This is a genomic window from Paucilactobacillus nenjiangensis, assembly GCF_008632615.1.
Lineage (GTDB): Bacteria > Bacillota > Bacilli > Lactobacillales > Lactobacillaceae > Paucilactobacillus > Paucilactobacillus nenjiangensis.
In genome coordinates this window covers 500653-524265 of sequence record NZ_CP043939.1, presented here as the reverse complement: position 1 = coordinate 524265, position 23613 = coordinate 500653, and the positions used below count along the sequence as shown (strand labels likewise).

The 23613-nt window shown below is 40.6% G+C and carries 17 protein-coding genes; 6 read left to right on the top strand and 11 right to left on the bottom strand.

Features of this window, described 5'->3' with window-relative positions:
• Positions 1-65: 65 nt before the first annotated feature.
• From sufB to sufC, 5 genes are read right to left on the bottom strand one after another with little or no spacing between them, the layout of a single operon-like run.
• Complete coding sequence (sufB, locus tag F0161_RS02600; protein ID WP_137601496.1) at positions 66-1469, bottom strand: Fe-S cluster assembly protein SufB; 1404 nt, start codon at positions 1467-1469, stop codon at positions 66-68.
• Entirely contained in the window at positions 1462-1917 is a 456-nt protein-coding gene (gene sufU, locus F0161_RS02595; protein ID WP_150203623.1) for a Fe-S cluster assembly sulfur transfer protein SufU, read from the bottom strand. Before sufU ends, sufB begins: the two co-directional genes overlap by 8 nt.
• A complete protein-coding gene (locus tag F0161_RS02590; protein ID WP_150203621.1) occupies positions 1904-3142 on the bottom strand; it encodes a cysteine desulfurase in 1239 nt (412 codons plus the stop codon). Before F0161_RS02590 ends, sufU begins: the two co-directional genes overlap by 14 nt.
• On the bottom strand, positions 3123-4418 hold the full coding sequence (gene sufD / locus F0161_RS02585) for a Fe-S cluster assembly protein SufD (RefSeq protein ID WP_150203619.1): 1296 nt from the start codon (positions 4416-4418) through the stop codon (positions 3123-3125). The genes F0161_RS02590 and sufD overlap by 20 nt, the downstream gene beginning before the upstream one ends.
• Positions 4419-4420: 2 nt before the next feature.
• Complete coding sequence (sufC, locus tag F0161_RS02580; protein WP_137601500.1) at positions 4421-5239, bottom strand: Fe-S cluster assembly ATPase SufC; 819 nt, start codon at positions 5237-5239, stop codon at positions 4421-4423.
• Positions 5240-5778: 539 nt separating this feature from the next.
• Between sufC and gltB the strand changes: the two genes are divergently transcribed.
• Complete coding sequence (gene gltB / locus F0161_RS02575) at positions 5779-10239, top strand: glutamate synthase large subunit (protein ID WP_150203617.1); 4461 nt, start codon at positions 5779-5781, stop codon at positions 10237-10239.
• A gap of 323 nt (positions 10240-10562) precedes the next feature.
• Positions 10563-11996: a glutamate synthase subunit beta gene (locus tag F0161_RS02570; RefSeq protein WP_150203615.1), complete on the top strand. Its 1434-nt coding sequence runs from the start codon at positions 10563-10565 to the stop codon at positions 11994-11996.
• Between the two features lie 147 nt (positions 11997-12143).
• Here F0161_RS02570 and F0161_RS02565 read toward each other — a convergent pair whose 3' ends face one another.
• The 6 genes from F0161_RS02565 to serC form a co-directional block, all read right to left on the bottom strand.
• The gene (locus F0161_RS02565) at positions 12144-13058 is read right to left on the bottom strand and encodes a PTS system mannose/fructose/sorbose family transporter subunit IID (protein WP_150203613.1); all 915 of its coding nucleotides are present in this window, start codon (positions 13056-13058) and stop codon (positions 12144-12146) included.
• Positions 13059-13083: 25 nt separating this feature from the next.
• Positions 13084-13893: a PTS mannose/fructose/sorbose transporter subunit IIC gene (locus F0161_RS02560; RefSeq protein ID WP_150203610.1), complete on the bottom strand. Its 810-nt coding sequence runs from the start codon at positions 13891-13893 to the stop codon at positions 13084-13086.
• Between the two features lie 24 nt (positions 13894-13917).
• The gene (locus F0161_RS02555; RefSeq protein WP_150203608.1) at positions 13918-14892 is read right to left on the bottom strand and encodes a mannose/fructose/sorbose PTS transporter subunit IIA; all 975 of its coding nucleotides are present in this window, start codon (positions 14890-14892) and stop codon (positions 13918-13920) included.
• A 205-nt stretch (positions 14893-15097) separates the two neighbouring features.
• Positions 15098-15484 carry a DUF956 family protein gene (locus F0161_RS02550; RefSeq protein ID WP_137601506.1) on the bottom strand — a complete coding sequence of 129 codons (387 nt, stop codon included), beginning with the start codon at positions 15482-15484 and terminating at the stop codon, positions 15098-15100.
• 715 nt (positions 15485-16199) lie between these two features.
• Complete coding sequence (locus tag F0161_RS02545; RefSeq protein ID WP_150203606.1) at positions 16200-17390, bottom strand: phosphoglycerate dehydrogenase; 1191 nt, start codon at positions 17388-17390, stop codon at positions 16200-16202.
• 1 nt (position 17391) lies between these two features.
• The gene (gene serC, locus F0161_RS02540) at positions 17392-18468 is read right to left on the bottom strand and encodes a 3-phosphoserine/phosphohydroxythreonine transaminase (RefSeq protein ID WP_150203604.1); all 1077 of its coding nucleotides are present in this window, start codon (positions 18466-18468) and stop codon (positions 17392-17394) included.
• A 589-nt stretch (positions 18469-19057) separates the two neighbouring features.
• On the opposite strand from serC, the gene trpX reads away from it, so the two are divergent.
• The 4 genes from trpX to F0161_RS02520 all read left to right on the top strand — a co-directional run bounded on the left by trpX (position 19058) and on the right by F0161_RS02520 (position 23610).
• Complete coding sequence (gene trpX, locus F0161_RS02535; protein WP_150203602.1) at positions 19058-20047, top strand: tryptophan ABC transporter substrate-binding protein; 990 nt, start codon at positions 19058-19060, stop codon at positions 20045-20047.
• Complete coding sequence (locus F0161_RS02530) at positions 20047-20946, top strand: ABC transporter permease (RefSeq protein ID WP_150203600.1); 900 nt, start codon at positions 20047-20049, stop codon at positions 20944-20946. Before trpX ends, F0161_RS02530 begins: the two co-directional genes overlap by 1 nt.
• Entirely contained in the window at positions 20939-21703 is a 765-nt protein-coding gene (locus tag F0161_RS02525; RefSeq protein WP_150203599.1) for an ABC transporter ATP-binding protein, read from the top strand. The genes F0161_RS02530 and F0161_RS02525 overlap by 8 nt, the downstream gene beginning before the upstream one ends.
• Before the next feature lie 212 nt (positions 21704-21915).
• Positions 21916-23610 (top strand): oleate hydratase, encoded by a 1695-nt coding sequence (locus F0161_RS02520; RefSeq protein ID WP_150203596.1) that lies wholly within the window; start codon positions 21916-21918, stop codon positions 23608-23610.
• Positions 23611-23613 lie beyond the last annotated feature (3 nt).

The window sequence follows — 23613 nt, the reverse complement described above, 5'->3', positions numbered from 1 at the left end:
ACAAACTACGTAAATACAATATTCCGTCTTATACTACGATGCCTACCGAGTATCGTCGCACTTCTTTAACCTATACTTCCTTCCATTTCAAAACTAATCAAACGATTTAGTTCGACAGCGTATTCCATTGGAAGTTCTTTGGTAAAAGGTTCAACGAAACTCATGATAATCATTTCGGTCGCTTTTGCTTCACTGATTCCGCGACTCATTAAATAATAGAGTTGTTCTTCAGAAATTTTTGAGACTTTAGCTTCATGTTCCATCGAAACATTGCTATTCAAAATTTCATTATATGGAATCGTATCACTAGAAGATTCATCATCCATAATGATTGTGTCACATTCTACGTGAGCAAAGGAGCCATCAGAATGACGACCAAACCGAATTTTCCCACGATAATCGACCGCCCCACCATCTTTAGCAATGGACTTAGAAACAATCGATGAAGACGTATTTTTAGCATTGTGAATCATTTGGGCACCAGTGTCGGCATCAATATTTTTACCGGCAACGGCAATCGACAGCATCGTCCCACGAGCACCTTCACCATTCAGATAAACTGACGGATATTTCATCGTGATTTTAGAACCTAAATTACCATCGACCCATTCCATCACACCGTTTTCTAAGGCTTGCGCACGCTTAGTTTCCAAACTGTAGACATTGTTTGACCAGTTTTGAATCGTCGTATAGCGACAATATGCATCTTTGAGCACGTTGACTTCAACAACGGCCGCATGCAAACTGTCTGAGTCATAAGAAGGTGCAGTACAGCCTTCCACATACTCCACATGGGCCCCTTCATCCACAATAATCAAAGTTCGTTCAAATTGACCTGTATTTTCATTATTCAATCGGAAATAGGATTGGATTGGCGTCGTTAACGTGACTCCTTTAGGTACGTAAATGAAACTCCCACCTGACCAAACAGCACTATTGAGGGCAGCAAATTTATTATTAGTCGGTTTGACTAATTTACCGAACCATTCTTTAAATAGTTCAGGATATTCTTTCAAGGCGGTATCTGTGTCGGTAAACACGATGCCGAGCTTTTCAAAGTCTTCACGCATGTTATGGTAAACTACTTCGGATTCATACTGGGCCGAAGAACCTGCCAAATACTTACGTTCAGCTTCTGGTACCCCCAGTCGATCAAACGTGTCTTTAATTTCTTCCGGCACATCATTCCAGTCGCGGTATTTTTTATCCGTCACCTTTTGATAATAATTCATGTGATCTAAATCCAAACCACTGAGGTCGGGACCAAATTCTGGATCTTCCATTTTTAAATATGCATGGTAGGCAGACAGACGATATTCCAGCATCCATTCGGGTTCTTCTTTTTCCGCTGAAATTTGGCGGACAACATCTTCTGTTAATCCACGGCCAGTGGTAAACACCGGCTTAACATCATCGTGGAAGCCGAATTCATATTCTTTATCATCTAAGACATCATTAATATCAGTCATTTTTTTCGACCTCCCTTTTTTCAAGTAATTCATCTAAGGCATGCCATGGTAGTGCAGCGCATTTTATGCGTGCTGGAAATTGGGCAACTGTACCTAAAATAGCGGCATCCCCAAGTTCTTCATCCGCTTGATCAGAAATTTCGTCACCAATCGTCAGTTTCGAAAAATCAGTAATTAATTCGCGAGCTCGTTTCACTGGTTGGCCAATCAAAGCGACCGTCATCATGCTGGCAGAAGCTTGAGAAATGGTACAACCAACGCCGTCGAATGATAAATCGACAATTTTGTCGTCCTCGATTTGCGCTTGCACGTCAATGACATCCCCACAAGTCGGGTTCCGTAACTCTAAGTGAGCCGTCGCATCAGGTAATTGTCCGTGATGTCGTGGGTGTTGAGAATGATCCAACACCGTTTCTTTATATAATAAATTTAATTTAGATAGTCCCATTAGCGAAGAACTCCTTCACCGCTTGAATTGAATTCACCAAACGGTCTGCATCTTCTTTAGTATTGTAGAAATAAAAACTGGCGCGGGCGGTCGCGGCAACATCCAAATATTCCATTAGTGGTTGTGCGCAGTGGTGACCGGCACGAACGGCAATGCCTTCCATATCGAGGCCGGAAGCTACGTCATGGGGATGTAAATCATCCAGATTAAAGGCAAGCACACCAGTATGTTTAGCTGGATCATGTGGTCCATAAACCGTTAAGCCTTCAATGTCGAGCAATTTGGGAAGGGTATAGTTGACTAACTCTTGTTCGTACGCATGAATATTTTGCATGCCTAAATCATTTAAGTAATCAATTGCACTTCCCAGTGCAATTGCCCCACTAATGTTTGGTGTTCCCGCTTCAAACTTCCAAGGTAATTCCTTCCATGAAGCACTTTGATGATGAACAAAATCAATCATCTCACCACCAAATTGAACGGGTGGCATTACTTCAAGTAACTCTTGTTTGCCATATAATACACCAATTCCAGTTGGAGCAAGCATTTTATGTCCTGACAGTGCATAGAAATCAACATCTAAATCTTGGACATCGACGGGTAGATGCGGCGTGCTTTGCGCACCATCACCAATCATATAGGCACCATTGGCATGGGCCAATTTGGCTAATTCTTTAATTGGATTAACCACTCCCATTACGTTAGACGCATGAGCGATTGAGACAATTTTTGTTTTAGGTGTGATTTGTTGGCGAGCGTGGTCCATATCTAATTCGCCATCAGCGGTTAAATCGATATATTTTAACACCGCGTGTTTTTTGGCAGCAATTTGTTGCCAAGGTACCACGTTACTATGATGTTCCATTTGAGAAATGACAATTTCGTCACCCTCTTCGACGACCATATCGCCAAAACTTGAGGCAATCCAATTTAAGCTTTCAGTAGTTGAACGCGTATAAACAATTGTTTTACGTGAGGGCGCATTAATAAACGCGACCACTTTGTCACGAGCAGCTTCAAAATCTGCCGTAGCTCGTTCAGCTAATGTATGTACACCACGATGAACGTTGGCGTTATCGTGTTCATAATAATTAATGATTGATTGTAAAACGGCTGATGGCTTTTGCGTGGTTGCAGCATTATCAAGATAAACGAAAGGTTCGTCATTGACGATTTGGTCTAAGATCTTAAAATCTTTGCGTGTATTATTTAGTCCGTTGTCCATCAATAAGCTTCCTTTCAATCATATCTACCATTTGTTGACGCACATTTTCACTAGGGATTTCGCGTAAAATCACTCCCAAGAAGCCACGAATCACTAACCGTTGTGCAACTTCTTTAGGCAATCCTCGACTCATTAAATAGTAAAGTTGTTGTTGATTAATCCGGCCCACACTAGCTGCGTGCCCCGCAATGACGTCATTTTCGTCAATCAACAAAATTGGATTGGCATCGCCACGTGCTTCATCAGACAACATCAAAATACGATTTTCTTGCTGTGCCTTGGCACCGTGAGCACCATGGATAATTTTTCCAATCCCATTAAAGACCAAGGTGGCTTTATCTAAAATCACCCCACGTTGCAAAATGTTACCTTCCGAATGTTTTCCTCGGTTGGTGACACGAGTATCAATTCCTTGAACTTGCTTACCAGTGGAAATGGCCACCGATTGTACTTCTGCGTGCGAACCGTTACCATTCAAATCACTATCAAAATCCGCCACAGTGTTTCCATGATTCAAAACGCCTAACGTCCAATCAATTTGTGCATCCCGACTTAAATTACCGCGGCGATTAAAGTAGCTATTCGTTTTTTCGCTCATTGAATCCAACGACGAAAAACGCACATGGCTACCTGGATTAGCAATCACTTCCACCGTGACGTGAGCTGGATTTTGTTCTTCACCAACCGTAAAAGTTCGTTGCAACAATTGAAAGCTACAATTTTCTTCTGCAATGACTAATGTATGGTTAACAAAGTTTTGTTTGCTGCGACTATCTTGGACTTGTAATAATTGAATTGGCGTTTTTAAATGCACATTTTTGGGTACATAAACCACCGCTCCACTACTAACTAACGCCGTATTAACCGCCGTCAATTGATCTTCATCTAATTGAATGGCTTTAGTCATAAAATAATCGCGTACCAGATCAGCGTGTTCATCTAACGCAGTTTGAAAATCAGTCACCACCACTCCTTGCGCAGTCATTTCATCAGGTAATTCACTTTTCACTGTTTGGTAACCGACACTGGCGAATTGATAATTAACTAATTCGTCTTGAACTTCAGTTGGAATTTCAGTTGTTTCAACTTCATTTTCAGCAAAATTAAACAAAGGCCAGCGATGAAAATCAACCTTATCAATGGTTGGTAACTCCAGTGTAGGAACCAAGTCTGCCGCTTTTTGTCGGAGAGCGTTAAACCATTCCGGTTCATTGTTAAATTGCGCGTTTTGCACAATTGTTTCATTTAATTGCAAAGTTTTTGAACGGATTGCCATACTTATTCATCTCCGTTTCTGCCAGCGACACCTTCGTCAACTAATTCAACATCTAAGCCAAATTCATCACGAAGTGCAGAATAACCTTCTGCTTCCAGCTTTTTAGCTAATGAAGCATCCCCAGTTTTAACAATGCGACCGCCCATCATAATGTGGACCTGGTCAGGCACAATATAGTCTAACAAGCGTTGATAATGAGTAATCATTAACGTGCCAAAATCTGGACTGGCCATTTCATTTACACCTTTAGCAACCACTTGTAAAGCATCAATATCAAGGCCTGAATCAATTTCGTCTAAGATTGCAAATTTAGGTTTAATCATCATCAATTGTAAAATTTCGTTCCGTTTTTTTTCACCGCCAGAAAAGCCTTCGTTTAAGTACCGTTCTGACATTTCTTCAGACATGTTTAATGTTTCCAGATTTTTATCTAATTCTTTTAAGAACGCACGAACTGAAATTGGATCATCATCACCGCGGCGCGCATTGACTGCGGCACGCATGAATTCAGCATTGGTGATTCCTTTGATTTCAGCAGGATATTGCATTGCTAAAAATAACCCTGCACGAGCCCGCGTATCGACTGTATCGCTTAAGATACTTTTACCATCTAGTAAAACATCGCCTTGAGTCACCTCGTAGGCTGGATTACCCATGATAGTTTCGGAGAGTGTCGATTTACCCGTTCCGTTAGGTCCCATAATGGCATGGGTTTCCCCAGTATTGACCGTTAAATTAACCCCTGTCAAAATTTCTCGGGTGGTTTTTTCTTCTTCATCATGAATTGCAACGTGCAGATCTTTAACTTCTAATGTTGACATATGAACGTCAACCTCCTCTATGTTAGTAAATTGCCAGTCTGTGCATATGAATATGTAATGAACGCATATAGATTAACCACCATAATTTTCGACTGCCCTCGAGAAATGCCTGACAATATTAAGAATTAAAATTGGATTAAATTATAACCCATGTTTCACAAATTTACCAACTAATCTTAACTGATAAATTGGATAGTTTCAACCGGGATTATAAATAGCGCTAGTTCGTTGATATCCTTGACTTTCTTGGCCTTATTTCTCTACTTTAGAATGGTTCTAAACTGTTTATAATTCACCCGTGTGTACCATCACTATGTGAAGTTGTTTGTGCATAGTAACCAAGTGCATTGACATTTTTTATAAAATCTAACATTGCTTTGTAATATAAATTAAAATAAGATGAGATATTAATAATGATAAACTGACTTTTATTAGCCGTTATTTTTATAAAGTTATGTAGTGCTTGAGTTACACGCACTTTGATAGATTAAAATTCAGAGTGATTTCTGAACTATAAAAAAAAGGATGTAGGTGATTAAATGAGTTCACAAATGCCCACTGGAAAATTAATGTACTCCCCTGAATTCGAAAAGGATGCATGTGGGATGGGTTTTATCACGCAAGTTGATGGCATTGCTAGTCATGATTTAGTTGAAAAAGCTCTCACTATGTTGCAACGCATGAATCATCGTGGTGGAACAGGCGCTGAACCAGATACTGGTGATGGGGCCGGTATTTTAATGGCCATGCCAGATAAATTTTTCCGAGAATATATGCAAGACAATGACTTAGCTTTACCTAAAGCAGGTAATTATGCAGTGGCTCAATTATTTTTACCACATGACCGCGCTGAAAAAGAAGCCATGTTGAAGGTAATTGTCGACGAAATCAACAATGCTGGTTTCCCAGTTTTGGCCACTCGTGCCGTGCCTTTCATTTATGAAAGCTGTGGACCTGCTGCTCAAAAATCCATGCCAGGTTTTACACAAATTATTATTAAACGACCCTTTGACGTCAAAGCTGGTCGTCCATTTGAAGACAGTTTATATAGTCTCAGACGTCAATTAGAGAAAACATTTGGTCACCAATCTTTTTCAATTTGCTCCCTATCGAGTCAAACTATCGTCTACAAGGGAATGTTACACGCGTATCAAGTTGGTTTATTTTATGCTGACTTACATCGTGAAAGTATGCAAAGTGCCATTTGCCTGATTCATTCACGCTTTTCCACTAATACCTTTCCTAGTTGGGAACGGGCTCAACCATTTCGCTTTTTAGCCCATAATGGCGAAATTAATACTCTTAAGGGTGCGGAAAACTGGATGACGAGTCATGGCATTGAAATTTACGATGAAGACGATTCTGATTCTGCCAAGCTCGAAAACTGTATGGAATACTTATATCGACATGGTCGGTCAATTCCACAATCCCTCATGATGATGGTCCCCGAGGCTTGGGGTGAAGATGCAGACTTATCTGATCAACAGCGTGCCTTTGACGAATATAATTCCAGTTTTATGGCTCCATGGGATGGCCCAGCTGCACTTTGTTTTACTGATGGTATCCAAGTTGGTGCGTTTCTTGATCGTAATGGGTTGCGTCCTTCTCGGTTTACATTGACTAAAGATAACGTGTTAGTAGTGGGTTCAGAATCCGGGATTGTCGATATCGATCCTGCTGATGTCGTCGAACGAGGAATTTTGAAACCTGCTGAAATGCTGCTCGTTGATACCAGTAACGGGACCATCACTAAATCTGATGAGTTGCGGGACCGTTATGCTGATTCTCATCCTTATCAACAATGGTTGGCCGTCAATCGTCAAACCTTGAGTGAATTACCTGAAATTAAAACTGATGTCAGAATCAATGGTGATAATTTACAAAAGTTATGGCGTCGAAATGGCTATACTCATGAAGTGATTGAAACCGCGTTAGTCCCCATGGCCAAAAATGGCGGTGAACCGGTCATTGCCATGGGTTTTGACTCACCATTAGCCGTCTTAAGTCACAAAGCGCAATCTTTATTTACCTATTTTAAGCAATCATTTGCACAAGTTACTAACCCACCAATTGATCCCTTACGCGAAAAAGTGGTCATTGACACGACCTTATTTTTAGGCCGGGATGACGATATTACGCAAGATATCGCTGGTAACTGCGCTAAATTAAAAATTGCTAGCCCCATCCTCAGCGATAAAGATTTTGCTAAATTGGCCGTAATGGCGGTACCAACGTTGAAAGCTGAAACAGTATCCATTGTCTATGATTTGGACGACACCCCTAATCGGCTCGGACACGCCTTAGAAAATGTCTTTAAGCAAGCTGAAAATGCCATCGATGATGGTGCTTCAATTATCATTCTCAGTGATCGTAATCCACAACAAGGACAAATGGCGATTCCAATTTTATTAGCTGTTGCAGGCTTGCATAATTACCTCGTCAGTCAAGGTAAAGGAACCTCGGCTTCAATCGTAGCTGATACGGCTGAAGCCTGTGAGATTCATCATTTTGCCTGCTTAGTCGGTTACGGAGCTGCCGCCATTCACCCATATGGTGCCTTCGCGACACTAGCGGAACGTGGATTAGCCGCCGACTTAGATAGCTTTTGTAAAGCAGCCACTAAGGGAATTGTCAAAATTATGAGCCGGATGGGAATTTCAACCGTTGCTGGGTATCATGGTGCCCAACTATTTGAAGCAGTCGGTCTCGCTGACGACGTCGTTTCGCAATACTTCACTGGAACGCCAACTAGAATTGGTGGTATTTCATTAGAACAAATTGAAAATGAATACCATGAACGTTATGAACTGGCATATAGTAATCATGCCATTGACGATATTCCTTCTGGTGGTAGCTATCAGTACAAAGTTGACGGTGAACACCATCTTTACAATCCGACTTCCATTTATCAATTTCAAAAAGCTGTCCGAAGTGGCGATTATGAAGAATATAAAAAATATGCTAACCAAATGAATGACGATGCACTGGATAACCCCACTACCCTTCGTTCAATGTGGGAAATTCATGCTGGCAACAACGAACCAGTCGATATTAGCGAGGTTGAACCGGTCAGTTCAATCGTTAAACGCTTTAAAACTGGGGCGATGAGTTTTGGCTCACTTTCGCAAGAAGCTCACGAAACAATCGCGATTGCTATGAACCGGATTGGTGCTAAAAGTAACACTGGTGAAGGTGGCGAAGATCGTCGCCGCTTTTCACCAGATGCCAATGGTGACAATCGAAATAGTAAAATCAAACAAGTTTCTACTGCCCGTTTTGGTGTAAATACCGAATATTTAATGAGTGCTGAAGAATTGCAAATCAAAATGGCCCAAGGTGCCAAGCCTGGTGAAGGTGGCCAGTTACCTGCTGGAAAGGCCTATCCATGGGTTGCCGATATTCGCGGTTCAATTGCCGGGGTGCAACTCATTTCCCCACCACCTCATCATGATATCTACTCAATCGAAGATTTAGCTCAACTCATTTACGATTTAAAGCAAGTCAATCCCTATGCAGCTATTAACGTCAAATTAGTTTCCTCAACTGGTGTTGGTACGATTGCAGCCGGAGTTGTCAAAGCGGGAGCGAATAAAGTCGTAATCGCAGGTTACGATGGCGGAACAGGTGCTGCTCCACGAAACTCAGCCAGAGATAGTGGTTTACCTTGGGAAATGGGCTTAGCTGATGCCCACCAAACATTGGCACTGAACCGTTTACGTCAACGAACTACCATTGAAGTTGATGGTAAATTGATGACTGGCCGCGATTTAGCAGTTGCCATTATGCTTGGTGGTGAAGAATTCAGTTTTGCCACGCTGACGATGGTGTCAATTGGCTGCATTATGATGCGCAAGTGTAATTTGAATACATGCCCAATAGGAATTGCCACCCAAAATCCAGAATTACGTAAATTGTATGCTGGAAAACCAGAACACGTAATTAATATGATGGAATTTTTAGCTCAAGACTTACGCGAACAAATGGCAGAATTAGGTTACCGTACCATTGATGAAATGGTGGGCCACGGCGAACATTTAACTCCTCGTTATGTCCCAGCTGGAAAAGCTAAGACCTTAAGTTACGATCGCATGATTGGTAAAACTATTACCATTGAACGTAAAGTCACCGATCCATTTAAAGCAAAATATGATTGGCCAGACTTGGATACTTTTGCGCAAACTAGTTTGGAAAATGGAAATCCAATTTCCGTCAACCTGCCTATTAATAACGTACAACGTACTGTTGGTGCCAGAATGGGTGGCTGGATTGCCACGAAATTTGGTAATGACGGTCTAAAACCTGATTTGCTGAAATTTAACTATACTGGCGTCGCCGGTCAAAGTTTTGGAGCATTTGCCACCCAAGGCTTGGAACTAAAATTAAATGGTGAAGCCAATGATTATGTCGGTAAAGGCTTATCTGGTGGACGTTTGATTGTTTCTGCACCAGAGACCGCTCGTCAAATTTACACGCAAACGCCAATTGTCGGCAACGTTGCCTGCTTTGGTGCTACAGCTGGCGAAGCATACTTTAACGGTCGTGCTGGAGAACGTTTCTGCGTTCGAAACTCTGGTGCGCATGTGGTTGCAGAAGGCGTCGGCAATAACGGTTGCGAATACATGACTGGTGGAGTTGCTGTCATTCTTGGTTCGACTGGCCGTAATTTTGCCGCTGGGATGTCTGGTGGTATCGCCTATGTCTATGACGTTGATCACAACTTCAAACATCAAGTTAACCCCGAATTAGTTGACTTGTTTAAATTAGATGAAGCTGGCGACGATAGCGTTTTGAAAGACTTGCTTGAAAAGCACTATTACTTTACCAGCTCTGAAGCTGCAAAAAATATTTTAGACAATTGGAAAACCGCTAAGAAAAACTTCGTCAAAGTCTATCCTCGCGATTACCACCGTATGCGTGACTTGATTTCCGAGTTCCGTGAAGCTGGTACCCCCGAAGATCAAGCAATTGAAAAAGCATTTTATAAAGCAACGGCACACTAAAACAGAGTGCTGAAAACCACGAATGCTTTTGAGGATTAACAAAGATTATCTAACGTAAGTGAGTTTGCTTACGTGATAATCGAGTTAAACGCAGAAAGCGGTGGTTGAAAGCACGTTTCAAAATAGAGTGCGGCTTTAACAGAATTATTTGTGAGTACTAACAAAATAATGAGTGATTACGTACTTAGTAATCAGAATTATTGAGTTAGACGGAACAAATTGGTTAAAAAAGCACGTTTCAAATCAGAGTGCTGAAAACCACGAATGCTTTCAATGACTAACAAATAATAAATAACTATGTAACTCAAGAAAGGAGCATCCACATGTCAGATCCAGAAGGATATCTTAAATACGCGAGAAAAAATAATCCGACTCGTCCGGTCATGCAACGTGTGAAAGATTTTAACGTGATGGAACTCGATTTGGGCGAACAAGATCGACAGGAACAAGCTGCACGATGTATGGATTGTGGTATTCCATTTTGTCATCATGGTGTTTTCTATGGAGGAAAGCGGGGCGTGAGTGGTTGTCCAAATGATAACCTAATCCCTGAATGGAACGATGCCATTTATCAAGGACAAATGAAACGAGCATTTGAACGTTTAACACGGACAAATTATTTACCAGACATGACAGGCCGTGTTTGTCCCGCCCCTTGTGAAGCCTCTTGTTCAAACAATCTAAACGGACCAGGAATTACCATTCGTGACAACGAAAAATACATTATCGAAACTGCTTTTAAAAATGGTTGGGTTGTAGAATCAGGTAAACCAATCAGCCGCACTGGCAAAAAAATTGCCGTCATTGGTAGCGGCCCTGCTGGTCTTTCTGCAGCTTGGCGTCTAAATCAGCTTGGACACACAGTGACTGTTTATGAGCGTGCCGACAGGTTTGGCGGTTTTTTGATGTATGGTATTCCAAATATGAAACTCGATAAATCAATTGTTGAACGCAGAATCAATGCGATGCGTGAAGTTGGTATTGAATTAATCGCGAACACGGAAGTTGGTAAAGACATTTCAGGTGAAGAGCTAAAAGAACAGTATGATCGTATCGTTGTTTGCTCTGGTTCGCGAGTTGCGCGTGATTTAGAGGCTCCTGGCCGTAATTTAAGCGGAATTTACCAAGCCGTCGACTATTTAACTGAAGCGACTAAGTCCGTTTTAGAAAATGGTACAGCGGCTACCAATGCATTAGCCGGAAAACATGTTTTGGTACTGGGCGGTGGAGATACTGGTAATGATTGTATTGGTACCGCAATTCGACAAGGATGTGCTAGCATCACGCAATTAGAAATTGCCTCCGCATTACCTGAGGAACGCTCTGCTGACAACCAATGGCCGGAATGGCCCAATGTTTTAAAAAATGGCTACGGACAAAAAGAAGCCAAAGCGTTGTTTGGTAATAACGTGACTAAATATGATTCCACCGTCACCACATTTTACGGAACTGACGGACATGTTTCTGAAGTTGATATCAGCGATGTGAAAAATTTCAAAGCCATTCCAGAAACCGAAAAACGTGTTAAAGCTGATTTAGTTTTACTAGCCATGGGCTTTACAGGTGCTGAACAATGGTTATTTGATGAATTAGGAATCACTGACGTCACTGCTAAATATGCTACCAATGATGAACAACTCTACGTTGCCGGAGATGCTCATCGTGGTCCAAGTCTTGTTATTTGGGGCATTCTCGAAGGACGTATGTGTGCTGAAAAAATTGATGCTTCATTACAAACATTAGCCGCAACTAAATAATAATTACCTTCAAGATTGAGTGAACTATTTGCTCAATCTTTTTTGATTCCTAGATTTTGACTTACAAATCTGCCATGAGAACATTTTTAATTTCCACTCAAAAAGCTCTCAGCATATTTGCTAAGAGCTTTGTTGTTAAAGCAATAATTACATTAAGTGGATTAAGTGGAATACAACACCGACTACGAACAAACCAAGGATGATGATGATTGGAGAAACTTTCTTCTTCAATAACCACATACATAGGAGTGTCAATAGAAGTGCAGATAATCCAGGAATCAAAATATCTAAGTTATCTTGTAACGTAGTAGTCTTTGTTGCGCTCAATGCAAGACCTGCATCTTGGCCTTCCAAGGCTTTTTGAATACCTTTGGCACCAGATGGAAGACTGTTCCAGTCAATATAAGCACCTTTTGAGAGCTTAGTTTCAGAAACAACTGGAGTCCAAGTAATCGTTACCCACCGGTTAACCAGCGATCCTAAGATAAACATACCTAGAATTGAAGCACCTTTGGTAACATCACGAAGTAACCCACCAGACATATCTTCTGAAATCTTTGAACCAGCTTTGTATCCGAATTCTTGTGTATACCACATGAATCCCATACGAATCAAATTCCAAACAACGAAGTAAATGATTGGTCCAAGAATGTTTCCACTCATTGCTAATGTTGCGGCTAAGGCACCTAAGATAGGCTTAACCGTGAACCAAAACACTGGATCACCAATACCAGCAAGAGGACCCATCATACCAACTTTAACCCCTTGAATAGTTACATCATCAACGGGAGCTCCATTTGATCTTTCTTCTTCAAGAGCCAAGGTAACCCCAATAATTGGAGATGCAATGTATGGATGAGTATTAAAGAATTCTAGATGCCGTTTTAAAGCAGCAGCACGATCTTCTTTAGAAGTATATAATTTCTTGATTGCTGGAATCATTGCATAAGTCCAACCACCGTTTTGCATACGTTCGTAGTTCCATGATCCTTGAATAAATGTTGATCTCCACCATACGTGAAGACGATCACTTTTTGTTAATTTAATTTTGTTATCAGCCATGTTGTTATTCCTCCTTTCAATTTATTTAATATTTATCGATGATATCGCCTAACGGATCGCCGGTATTTGCACCGCCGCCTCCATTGCTGCTACCACCAGTTTTAGAAAGTGTCAGATAAATTAATGCAACGGCTAATCCGATTGTACCTAAAGCAATCAATGTTAAATCAGTGATTGTGGCAAAGACGAAACCAATTGCAAAGAATGGCCAAACTTCTTTGGTTGCCATCATGTTGATAACCATTGCGTAACCAACAGCAACAACCATACCACCACCAACGGCAAGACCATCAGTTAACCAACCAGGCATAGCATTTAGCATTGATTTCACTGGGCCAGCACCAACAGCTAAGATTAAGCCGGCTGGGATAGCAATACGAAGTCCTTGTAGACAGATGGCAAAAATGTGCCAAAATTCAATTACTCTGAAGTTTGCATTTTCAGCAGCTTTATCCATCAAATGCACAATCGCAGTAGCAATCGTACGAACGATGATTGTAAGAAGTAAACCAGCAACAGCCAAAGGAACGGCAATAGCGATAGCTGAGTTAACTCCGGCTTTTCCTTGGCCACCCAAAACTAAAATAATTGCGGATGCAACAGCGGCCAAAGCAGCATCGGGAGCAACAGCGGCCCCAATATTTGCCCAACCAAGAGCGATTAGTTGCAAGGTACCACCTAAAATCAAACATGGTAATAATTGTCCAGTAACTAATCCAATTAATGTACAGGCAATAACTGGTTGATGGAAATGGAATTCATCCAGAATACCTTCCATACCAGCTAAGAAAGATACAAATATTACTAAAATAATTTGAATAAAATTCAAACTCATAATGTTGAACCTCCTTCTTTTCTCCTATTTTTTCTCATTATTTAATTCGTTTTGTGCCTTCTTCAAGATTTCATCCATATTATCTTTTGAGTCACCAGGCACTTTACGAACATCAAACTTGATGCCGTCTTTGGCTAGTTTTCCAAAAGTATCAATGTCGTCTTGATCAAAAGCAAGCACTTTATTTGGTTGAACTTTACCAACTGCGTGAGCCATTGAACCAACGTTAATTGTTCCAACATCAACTCCACCCTCAACTGCTCTCAAAGCATCTTGAGGTGTTTCAAAGAGTAACATCACACGTTCGTTACCGAAGTGCTTATCATCTTTAGCCAACTCAATCATGTGGTCGATTGGCACAACGTGTGCATGCACGCCAACTGGTGCAGCCTGTTGAATCAAATTCTTCCGCAAGTCATCTTTCGCAACTGCATCTGAAACAACAATAATCCGTGTTGGATTAACTGCTTTCGTCCAAGCTGTGGCAATTTGACCGTGTAACAACCGGGTGTCAATTCGTGCTAAGACATAAGACATCTTCCCTGGTGCACCTGCATTAGCTGTTGATGCAGCTTGTGGTGCAGCAGTCCGAGCCTTCTGTAATTCCTCAGGACGAACTTTAACACCATCTTGTCCCACTGGGGCAATTTGAGCAGCAATGTCGTGACTGCTCTCAGAAGACATACGAGCACCGTATGCTTCAACTAATAATGGCAAATTCAAACCTGTGACAACAGCCCATGTATCTTTGTGGGCTTCAAATAGGTTGTTAACTTGATTAAATGGAGTGCCACCCCATAAATCAACTAAGAAAAGAATTTGATCTGTGTTATCCAAACTTTGGATAGCATCTTCAAGCTTCTTTTTAAAATCATCTGGGCCTTCACTGGGTTGCAGTGTAACTGCTTTAACATTTTCTTGTTCTCCGAAAATCATATTTCCAGATTGAAGAATCCCTTCTGCAAAAGCGCCATGACTTGTAATGATTATTCCAACCATCCTTACTAACCTCCTTTTCAAATTGACAGCTTCAACAAGAAACGAGCTACGAAACCGCATGGTAAACATATAAAATGCTTATTTTTGCGATAAGAATAAAATAATTTTAGTAAACTCGCAAATTGTTGGTATTTTTGAATACGCTTTCATTTTACAGTCGTACGTGTTGTTTGTCAATCTGATCATTTTTTGATTTTATGTTCATTTATTTGTTCTTATTTTTCTTGTGAAATATATTACTTACGGAGCGTTTGACTACGTCCCAAAAACTCAGTGAGCGTACCATTTTATTTGGGTCCATATGATTTCGAATGGCACGTAATGTGGCCTTCGCATCCTTTGAAGAGAAGGTATATGTTCCGTTGGCCTTGGTCTTAATAGCGAAGCGTGGGATTGTCTTCCCACCAAAAATGACCGAAGCGATAACTGAATCAACTTCTTCCCAAGGAATTTGGATGTAGTCCCGCACATTTTTATCGTTAAAAAATTCAAATCCTTTGTCACCAACCATCAATTGGCCATACGTACCCGCACCCAAATAGGATGTGGCTTTTTCGACAAGTTCAACTTTTGTGTTAATTGATTCAACCATTTTATCCAGCTCATTTCCTTTGATTTTTGATTTCTAATTTTGGTATGTCTATTTTGTTATTATTGCATAAAGTATCTCGGTTTTGTTTAAATCATTAATTTCACTAAATTAATTTAATCTTTTACTACAAAAAAAGGCTGGCAGAATAATATCTACCAGCTATATCTTCTCATAAATTACAATAACACGAATTGTTGTGATGTTTCAAACAGCACCATTAAATGGGGCCAATTTACGTTTGTTGTTCTATATGTCATTGAATTATCCCCTTTGCATTAAATTAATTATGTGTGCTGAATATGGTACTTCTATGTTTGACGCTATGTGTGTTTACTAAATATGTGTTGTTATTATGTGTTTTCATTTTGCTATGTTGATTTAATAAAAAAGCGTCCTCATCGTATAAATACGACAAGGACGCTTCCGCGTGTTACCACCCATGTTTTTGGTCCATTCACATGTACCAACTTATCAAGATCTATCAGTAAGCAATAAATCTCCGACTTTATAATGGGTGTCTTCCCATAATCTCTCGAAAAAGATTAAGAAATCGATAAATCTTTCGTAGACAGGAATTTACATCTTTTCAGCAACGATGCTTTCTAAAAAATTCACTACTAACTATTCCATCTATCAATGCGTTCATCTATTAAATCAATGACTACATTATACCTAATGCTTTATTAAAATGTCAACGCCATTTTTTCATTTGTTTTTAATCGTTAACCGTTTTTTTCAATCCACGGACCCTAATGATGGCATCGATATCTAAACATTTTTGTTCAAAATCTGCATATAGGCCTTCATCCATCGCGTCAACGTCAATCATCGTGTAAGCATAATCGCCTTTTGAAGAGTTAATCATGTTGGCAATATTAATATTTAATTCCGCCAAAACGGTTGTAATTTTACCAACCATGCTTGGCACATTTTGATGTAACAACGTTAATCGGTATGGAGAGTTAAATGGCATATAGACTGCGGGGAAGTTAACTGAATGTTCAATTTCTCCAGTCTCCAAATACTTCCGTAAAGTATGTGCCACCATCTCCGCACAATTATCTTCAGCTTCTTGTGTAGTTCCACCTAAATGGGGAGTAACCACAACTTTTTCGTGAGCAACGAGTGCATCTGAGGCAAAATCAGTCCAATACTGACTAATTTGGCCAGATTCTAAGGCTGCCAAAACAGGTGCTTCTTCAACAATGCCATCTCGAGAATAATTCAATAAAACAGCACCTTTTTTCATCGTTAACAATTCTTTTGCGCTAATCAAATCCTTATTCTTTTCAGTATATGGGATATGAATCGTCACGTAATCACTATCTTTAAGCACATCTTCAATAGAACTGGCCCGAGGAATGTCGCTTGAAACTTGCCATGCATGTTCAACCGAAATGTAAGGATCATATCCAATCACGTCCATCCCCAGTTGTTGAGCCGTATCGGCCACCTTTGAGCCAACTGCGCCTAAACCAATTACGCCCAACTTTTTGCCAGCCAGTTCAGTCCCCCGAAAATGGTTTTTGCCAGATTCAGCTTGCAAGGTCACGTCTGCGTCTTCACCTGAATTTAAGGTGCTGACCCAATTAATCGCTGGAATAATTGGCCGGGCAGCCATGATCAACACTGCAATGATTAGTTCCTTCACTGCATTAGAGTTTGCACCAGGAGCATTAAAGACCACCACTCCATTTTCACTGGCTTTATCCAGCGGAATGTTATTAACGCCCGCGCCGGCACGCCCAATCGCTAACAAACTGACTGGCAAGACCCCACGATGTAGATTTTGGCTTCTAATCAAGAGGGCATCTGGTTCAGCAACCCCATTAATTTCATATTTATCTTTAGGAAAGACAGCTAATCCAACATTTGAAATTACGTTATAAGTTTTAATCTGATACATTCTATTTTCCCCCATGAGTCAATTCAAATTGTTTTAATTCTTCAATTAATTTCTTTACACCAGCAGTTGGCATGGCATTATATAAACTTGTCCGCATCCCACCGACAATTCGATGACCGCCTAAGTTAACTAAGCCATGTTCCTTGGCTTGCGCAATAAATTCTTGATCCAATGCCTTACTATCCGTTTTAAAGACCGGATTAGTAATTGAACGTTCTGCCAATGGCACATCGTTATGAAAGACTTTTGAGTTATCTAAAAAGTCGTACAACATGGCTGCTTGTTCTAAATTTTGTTGATAAATGGCATCTACCCCGCCAAACTTCTTCAACCACTTAAACGTAAGTCCTGCCGCATAAGTATTAAAAACCGGTGGCGTATTGAATGATGAGTGTTTGGCATCCTCAATCCGATAATCCATCACATCAGAGAGTAATTGTTGTTCAACAAGCTTTCCTCGCTTCACAATGACGACGGTCATCCCCGCTGGCCCAATATTTTTTTGCGCGCCGGCAAAGATTAAATCAAAATCATTTACATTGTATGGTTCCGCCAAAATATTAGATGACATATCAACTGCTAATGGTTGATTGACGTTAGGTGCTTGATGATAAGTGGTTCCTTCGATAGTATTGTTGGTCGTTAAATATAAATAATCTAACTGATCATCAATGGTGGTTGGAATGGTTGGTAATTTGCTACCCACTTCATCATTTTCAATTACTTGCACATCTAAGCCTTGGATTCGTTTTGCTGCTTCAATCGCTTTTTTTGAAAAATAGCCTGAATTCGCGTACCTCACCTTGTGGTAATTGGTGGCTAGGTTTAGTGGCACACTCGTGAATTGTAGGGTTCCTCCACCTTGTAGGAAAAGAACCGCATAATCATCACCAATATGCATTAAATCACGTAAATCTTGTTCCGCCTCAAGTTCTAAATCTTCATACAGTGGAGAACGATGACTAATTTCCATCACACTCATTCCACTATTTTTATACGAAGGTAAATCTTCCCGAATTTGATTAATTACTTCTGTTGGCATTACGCCAGGTCCGGCTGAAAAGTTATAAACTGTCATTCTCGTTCTCCTGTCTTAATTGATTTGTTACTATCATACTGAGGTGACAAATTATTGCAATCAGTAGATTGGCGATTTTTGGCAAAAAAAACTCAATATCCCTATTACGTCAACGTTTGACTTACACAAAATTTATTTCATAAATATATTTATAATTTTAAATTTGGCATTAAAACGCCATTAAATTCTACTTTATCAGCTATATTAACTGATATAATTATTTTTATAATGCATTATTACATAAATTATAATCTCAATGATACCAAATTGACACTCTCTCTTTCATTCCTTATAATTAAATTGATTAAGACAACATTAAAATTGCTAATGTTCCTATTAATAATTCATGTGCCTACCTCGGGTTAACCGGTAGGCTTTTCTACTGTCTTAGGCAATTATATTTTTTCGTTAATGCTCGGTGCTTACCGGATGTTGTCACACACTATTTGAATCATGCTCCACCATCCAACCACCTCTCTTAACTTTAAATATCTCGCTTCCTTACCGAAGCTTCTATATTTTTTCGCTAATGCTCGGTGTTTCCCGGATGTTGTCACACACTATTTATATAATGGAGGAAACGTAACTAATGAAAAGAATGTACGGTTTTATTGCTATTATTCTTGTTTTACTTGGAATTGGTTATTTTCAAGGTGGTGGTTTTGCCACGAATAAAACACCTAAGGTCGGCATCTTGACCTTAATGCATCATCCTGCGCTCGACCAAATTCATAAAGGAGTAGTCGCGGGCTTAAAAGACGAAGGTTACACCGATGGCAAAAACATTAAAATTGATTATCAAAATGCCCAAGGTGATCAAAGTAACTTAAAGACGATGAGTTCAAAACTGGTCAACGAAAATTCGGATATTTTAATTGGAATCACGACCCCAGCGGCTCAAGCCCTCGCCAATGCTACCAGTAAGATTCCTATTGTCCTTGGCGCCGTGACCGACCCTAAAGATGCCGGACTAGTCAAAAACAACAAGAAGCCAGGTGGAAATATCACTGGGATTTCTGATCAAGCACCTTTGAAAGAACAATTACAACTGATTAAAGATTTCATGCCCAATATGCAAACTCTTGGCGTCATCTATACTTCGAGTGATAGTTCCGCAGTGACGGAGGAAAAGAAGTTTGTCGCCATTTGTAAAGCAGAAAATGTCAATGTCAAAACTTATTCAATTTCCAATAGTAATGATTTAAATCAGGTGTCCCAACAAATGTTGACTGAAGTGGATGCGGTCTTTGTCCCCACTGACAATACAATTGCCGGCGCCATGCAAACCTTGGTCAACAACGCTAATGCAGCCAAGAAACCAATCTTTCCAACCGTCGATACGATGGTTAAAGACGGTGGCTTAGCAACCTATAGTATTAACCAATATAAATTAGGCGTTCGTGGTGGTAAAATTGCCGGCCAAATTTTAAAGGGTAAGATTACCACTAAAGACACCCCGATTGACTATATTCGTCATGGGGATGCCACGGTAAATTTGAAACAAGCCAAGAAATTAGGAATTACTGTTCCTGCTAAATTCTTGAAAGAAGCACAAACTGATGGGGAGGTCTTCAAATAATGGGATTAATTGTATCTGCCATTGGGCAAGGCCTGTTATGGGCTATCTTAGGACTCGGATTATTTTTAACATTTAGAATACTGGATATTGCGGATATGACGGTTGAAGGAACCTTTCCACTCGGTGCCGCCGTTGGAGTAACTGCGATTGTTAACGGAATGTCACCCATCGTGGCGACCTTATTAGCTATGTTGGCAGGCATGGCTGCTGGATTAATTACCGGCTTACTATATACCAAAGGCCGGATTCCAATTTTACTCGCCGGAATCTTAGTCATGACCGCTGCCTATTCGGTCAACTTACGGATCATGGGTAAATCAAACACCTCCCTTTTGGGACATGACACGCTGTTGAAAACTGACTTTTTAAAGAGTTTACCAACTTACTATGACAGTGTAGTGTTGGGGATGGTTGTGATTGCGGTCATCACCTTATTGCTAGTCTTTTTCCTCCAAACCGATTTAGGCCAAGCCTTCATTGCCACTGGTGATAATGAAAAAATGGCAAAATCATTAGGGATTCACACCGATAACATGAAAATCATGGGACTAATGGTGTCCAACGCCATGGTCGGCGGTTGTGGTGCTCTCATTGCTCAAAGTAATGGTTACGCTGATATCAATATGGGGATTGGGACCATCGTCATTGCCTTAGCTTCCATCATTATTGGTGAAGTGGTGTTTGGCGAATTAACTTTAACGCAACGGTTAGTCGCTGTGACCCTTGGTAGTATCATTTATCGGCTCTTATTACTGGCCGTCCTCCAAATTGGATTCAGCGCCAACGATTTGAACCTCCTATCATCTATCGTGCTCGCAATTTGCATGATGTTACCACAATTGAGCAAAACACTCCATCTTGATACGGTTATATCAAAGGGGGTAAAAGTGAATGACTAAGCCAATTTTAGAAATTAAAAATGCCACCACCGTGGTCAACAAAGGGACTTCTTCTGAAACACAAATTTTAAAAGCTTTAAATCTGACCATTAACGAAGGTGATTTTATTACAATCGTCGGTGCTAACGGTGCCGGTAAATCCACCCTCTTTAATATCATTGGTGGTAACTTGTCGCTTGATAGTGGTCAAATCTTATTGCACGGGCAGGATATCTCAAAGGAATCCGAAGAGTCTCGCACTCGCTTTTTGAGTCGCGTTTTCCAAGATCCTAAACTAGGCACCGCACCCCGAATGACCGTCGCCGAAAACTTATTGCTCGCCAAAAAGCGTGGTGATTCACACGGTCTTCGTTCTCGTAAGTTAAAACAACAACTGCCTGAACTCACTGAATTTGCAGGTAAAATGAAAAACGGCCTGGAAAAACGGATGAATACCGCCACCGGCAATCTATCTGGTGGGCAACGCCAATCCTTAAGTTTTTTGATGGCAACGTTGAAAAAACCAGATATTCTACTATTGGACGAACATACGGCTGCGCTTGATCCTAAAACCAGCCGTCAACTGTTAATCACGACGGATGAACGAATCCGCGAAGATCATCTGACCGCCTTAATGATTACGCATCACTTAGAAGATGCCTTGACTTACGGTAATCGCTTGATTGTGCTAACCGATGGCAAAATTGTCGCCGATTTAACCGGGAATGACAAAGCAGCTCTCACCTTGGAAAAATTATATTCGTACTTCGAAGAATAAAACATGGCTACCTAACTAAACCACTAGTTGGGTAGTTTTTTTATTTGTAATGTTGGTGGTAGCTATCTCGTTTCACCAGTGCCAAAGGTTGATGTTAAACCCTTGTAAATGATTAACCGCATGAAATGGTTGATGTACATAATGATTGCAATTAACAAATGCGTGTTTTATACTAAACCCGAATTCAATTTCATATTCAGGAGGTCAATATCATGATTAAACATAAAGCAATAATGATTGGTGCAGGTCTCGCAAACATGTCTGCAGCGGTTTATCTGATTCAAGAAGGTCACTGGTCTGGAGAGAATATCACCTTTTATTCACTTGATGATCACGGTTCAAATGACGGTGCCCCTACCGACGAAACAACTGACGAATATTGGAACAAGAATCAAGAAATGGCTAATACGACGGGCTATGTCGCTCGTGGTGGTCGGATGCTCAACTACAGAACCTACGTTGATTTGATGGACTTACTTCAACGGATTCCTTCTGCAACTGAGGATGGGATGACCGCGGCCGAAGATACCCTTGATTTTGATGGTAAACACCGGACGTTTGATAAAGCACGTTTATTACAAGGTGGCAAAGGTATCATCAATGGTGGTCATTTAGGTTTAAATAACAAAGACCGGGTCTTGTTATCAAAATTAGTCATGATGCCTGACAAGGACGAAGAAAAATTAGATAACATTACCATCGCGGAATATTTTAAGAATGATCCTCATATGTTCCAAACTAACTTCTGGTACATGTGGGAAACTACTTTTGCATTTAGAACCAAGAGTTCCGTTCAGGAATTACGGCGCTACATGCATCAAATGATTTACGAATTTACTCAAATCGAACATTTAGTTGGCGTCAACCGGACTCGTTACAATCAATACGAAAGTATCATGCTTCCAATTATTAACTATCTGAAGGACCAGGGCTGCAAGATTGTTTTGAATCGGCGCGTTACTGATTTTGATTTCTTAGACACCCCAATGCAAGATGAAATTACAGTAACGGGCTTAGAAATGGTTAACACTGAAACTGATGAGACTGAATCAATTGAAGTTGACTCAGACACAGCCGTCTTCTTCACCAATGGTTCAATTACGGATTCTGCGACCATGGGCGATTACAACACGCCTGTCAGTGAAAATATGGACTATGGTGCTGCATCCGGTTTGTGGAAGAAAGCAGCCGAACGTTTCTACAACCTTGGTAATCCCGACAAGTTTTTTGCCGACAGAGATGCCAGCGAATGGGTCAGCTTTACCTTAACGACCAATAACCACATTTTATTAAATGAAATTACTCGCATTACCACCCAAGTACCCGGAAATGCCTTAAATTCATTCCTTTCGACCACCCCAATCACTGCCTTAGGTCATGAAGACATCAATATGTCGATTGTGGTTCACCATCAACCCCACTTCATGACTCAAAAACCAAACGAAACAGTTATCTGGGGATACTTCCTTTATCCTCGCCGGACCGGTGAGTTTGTCGACAAGCAGTACATCAAAATGACTGGTAAAGAAATGCTAGAAGAATTAGTTGGTCAACTAGCAAAGGTTGATCCAGGTCCACACAACATTTTGGAAAAGAAAACAGAAATTTTTGACAGTGTAATTAATAACATTCCCGTTTACATGCCATATGCTTCGGCGCTCTTCAATAATCGTGCGAAGACTGATCGTCCTGAAGTGATTCCCCGTCACTCCACTAACTTAGCCTTCACTGGTGAATTTGTTGAACAACCTTACCAAATGGTTTTCACTGAACAAAGTGCCGTCCGTTCTGGTGAAATTGGCGCTTACCATTTCGCTGGGGTACCAATGGAAAAACTCGTCAAGAATCCTCGCTTTGACAAGGATCCAAGAGTTCTAGCTCGTGCCACTAAAAAGATGTTTTCATAAATA

What these genes read in the sequence shown, in the direction of transcription:
- trpX (WP_150203602.1), top strand. Translation starts at nt 19,058, where the DNA reads ATGAAAAGAATGTACGGTTTTATTGCTATTATTCTTGTTTTACTTGGA.
- F0161_RS02565 (WP_150203613.1), bottom strand. Translation starts at nt 13,058, where the DNA reads ATGGCTGATAACAAAATTAAATTAACAAAAAGTGATCGTCTTCACGTA.
- F0161_RS02570 (WP_150203615.1), top strand. Translation starts at nt 10,563, where the DNA reads ATGTCAGATCCAGAAGGATATCTTAAATACGCGAGAAAAAATAATCCG.
- F0161_RS02560 (WP_150203610.1), bottom strand. Translation starts at nt 13,893, where the DNA reads ATGAGTTTGAATTTTATTCAAATTATTTTAGTAATATTTGTATCTTTC.
- serC (WP_150203604.1), bottom strand. Translation starts at nt 18,468, where the DNA reads ATGACAGTTTATAACTTTTCAGCCGGACCTGGCGTAATGCCAACAGAA.
- sufD (WP_150203619.1), bottom strand. Translation starts at nt 4,418, where the DNA reads ATGGCAATCCGTTCAAAAACTTTGCAATTAAATGAAACAATTGTGCAA.
- sufU (WP_150203623.1), bottom strand. Translation starts at nt 1,917, where the DNA reads ATGGGACTATCTAAATTAAATTTATTATATAAAGAAACGGTGTTGGAT.
- F0161_RS02530 (WP_150203600.1), top strand. Translation starts at nt 20,047, where the DNA reads ATGGGATTAATTGTATCTGCCATTGGGCAAGGCCTGTTATGGGCTATC.
- sufC (WP_137601500.1), bottom strand. Translation starts at nt 5,239, where the DNA reads ATGTCAACATTAGAAGTTAAAGATCTGCACGTTGCAATTCATGATGAA.
- F0161_RS02590 (WP_150203621.1), bottom strand. Translation starts at nt 3,142, where the DNA reads ATGGACAACGGACTAAATAATACACGCAAAGATTTTAAGATCTTAGAC.
- F0161_RS02555 (WP_150203608.1), bottom strand. Translation starts at nt 14,892, where the DNA reads ATGGTTGGAATAATCATTACAAGTCATGGCGCTTTTGCAGAAGGGATT.
- F0161_RS02545 (WP_150203606.1), bottom strand. Translation starts at nt 17,390, where the DNA reads ATGTATCAGATTAAAACTTATAACGTAATTTCAAATGTTGGATTAGCT.
- gltB (WP_150203617.1), top strand. Translation starts at nt 5,779, where the DNA reads ATGAGTTCACAAATGCCCACTGGAAAATTAATGTACTCCCCTGAATTC.
- F0161_RS02520 (WP_150203596.1), top strand. Translation starts at nt 21,916, where the DNA reads ATGATTAAACATAAAGCAATAATGATTGGTGCAGGTCTCGCAAACATG.
- F0161_RS02525 (WP_150203599.1), top strand. Translation starts at nt 20,939, where the DNA reads ATGACTAAGCCAATTTTAGAAATTAAAAATGCCACCACCGTGGTCAAC.
- F0161_RS02550 (WP_137601506.1), bottom strand. Translation starts at nt 15,484, where the DNA reads ATGGTTGAATCAATTAACACAAAAGTTGAACTTGTCGAAAAAGCCACA.
- sufB (WP_137601496.1), bottom strand. Translation starts at nt 1,469, where the DNA reads ATGACTGATATTAATGATGTCTTAGATGATAAAGAATATGAATTCGGC.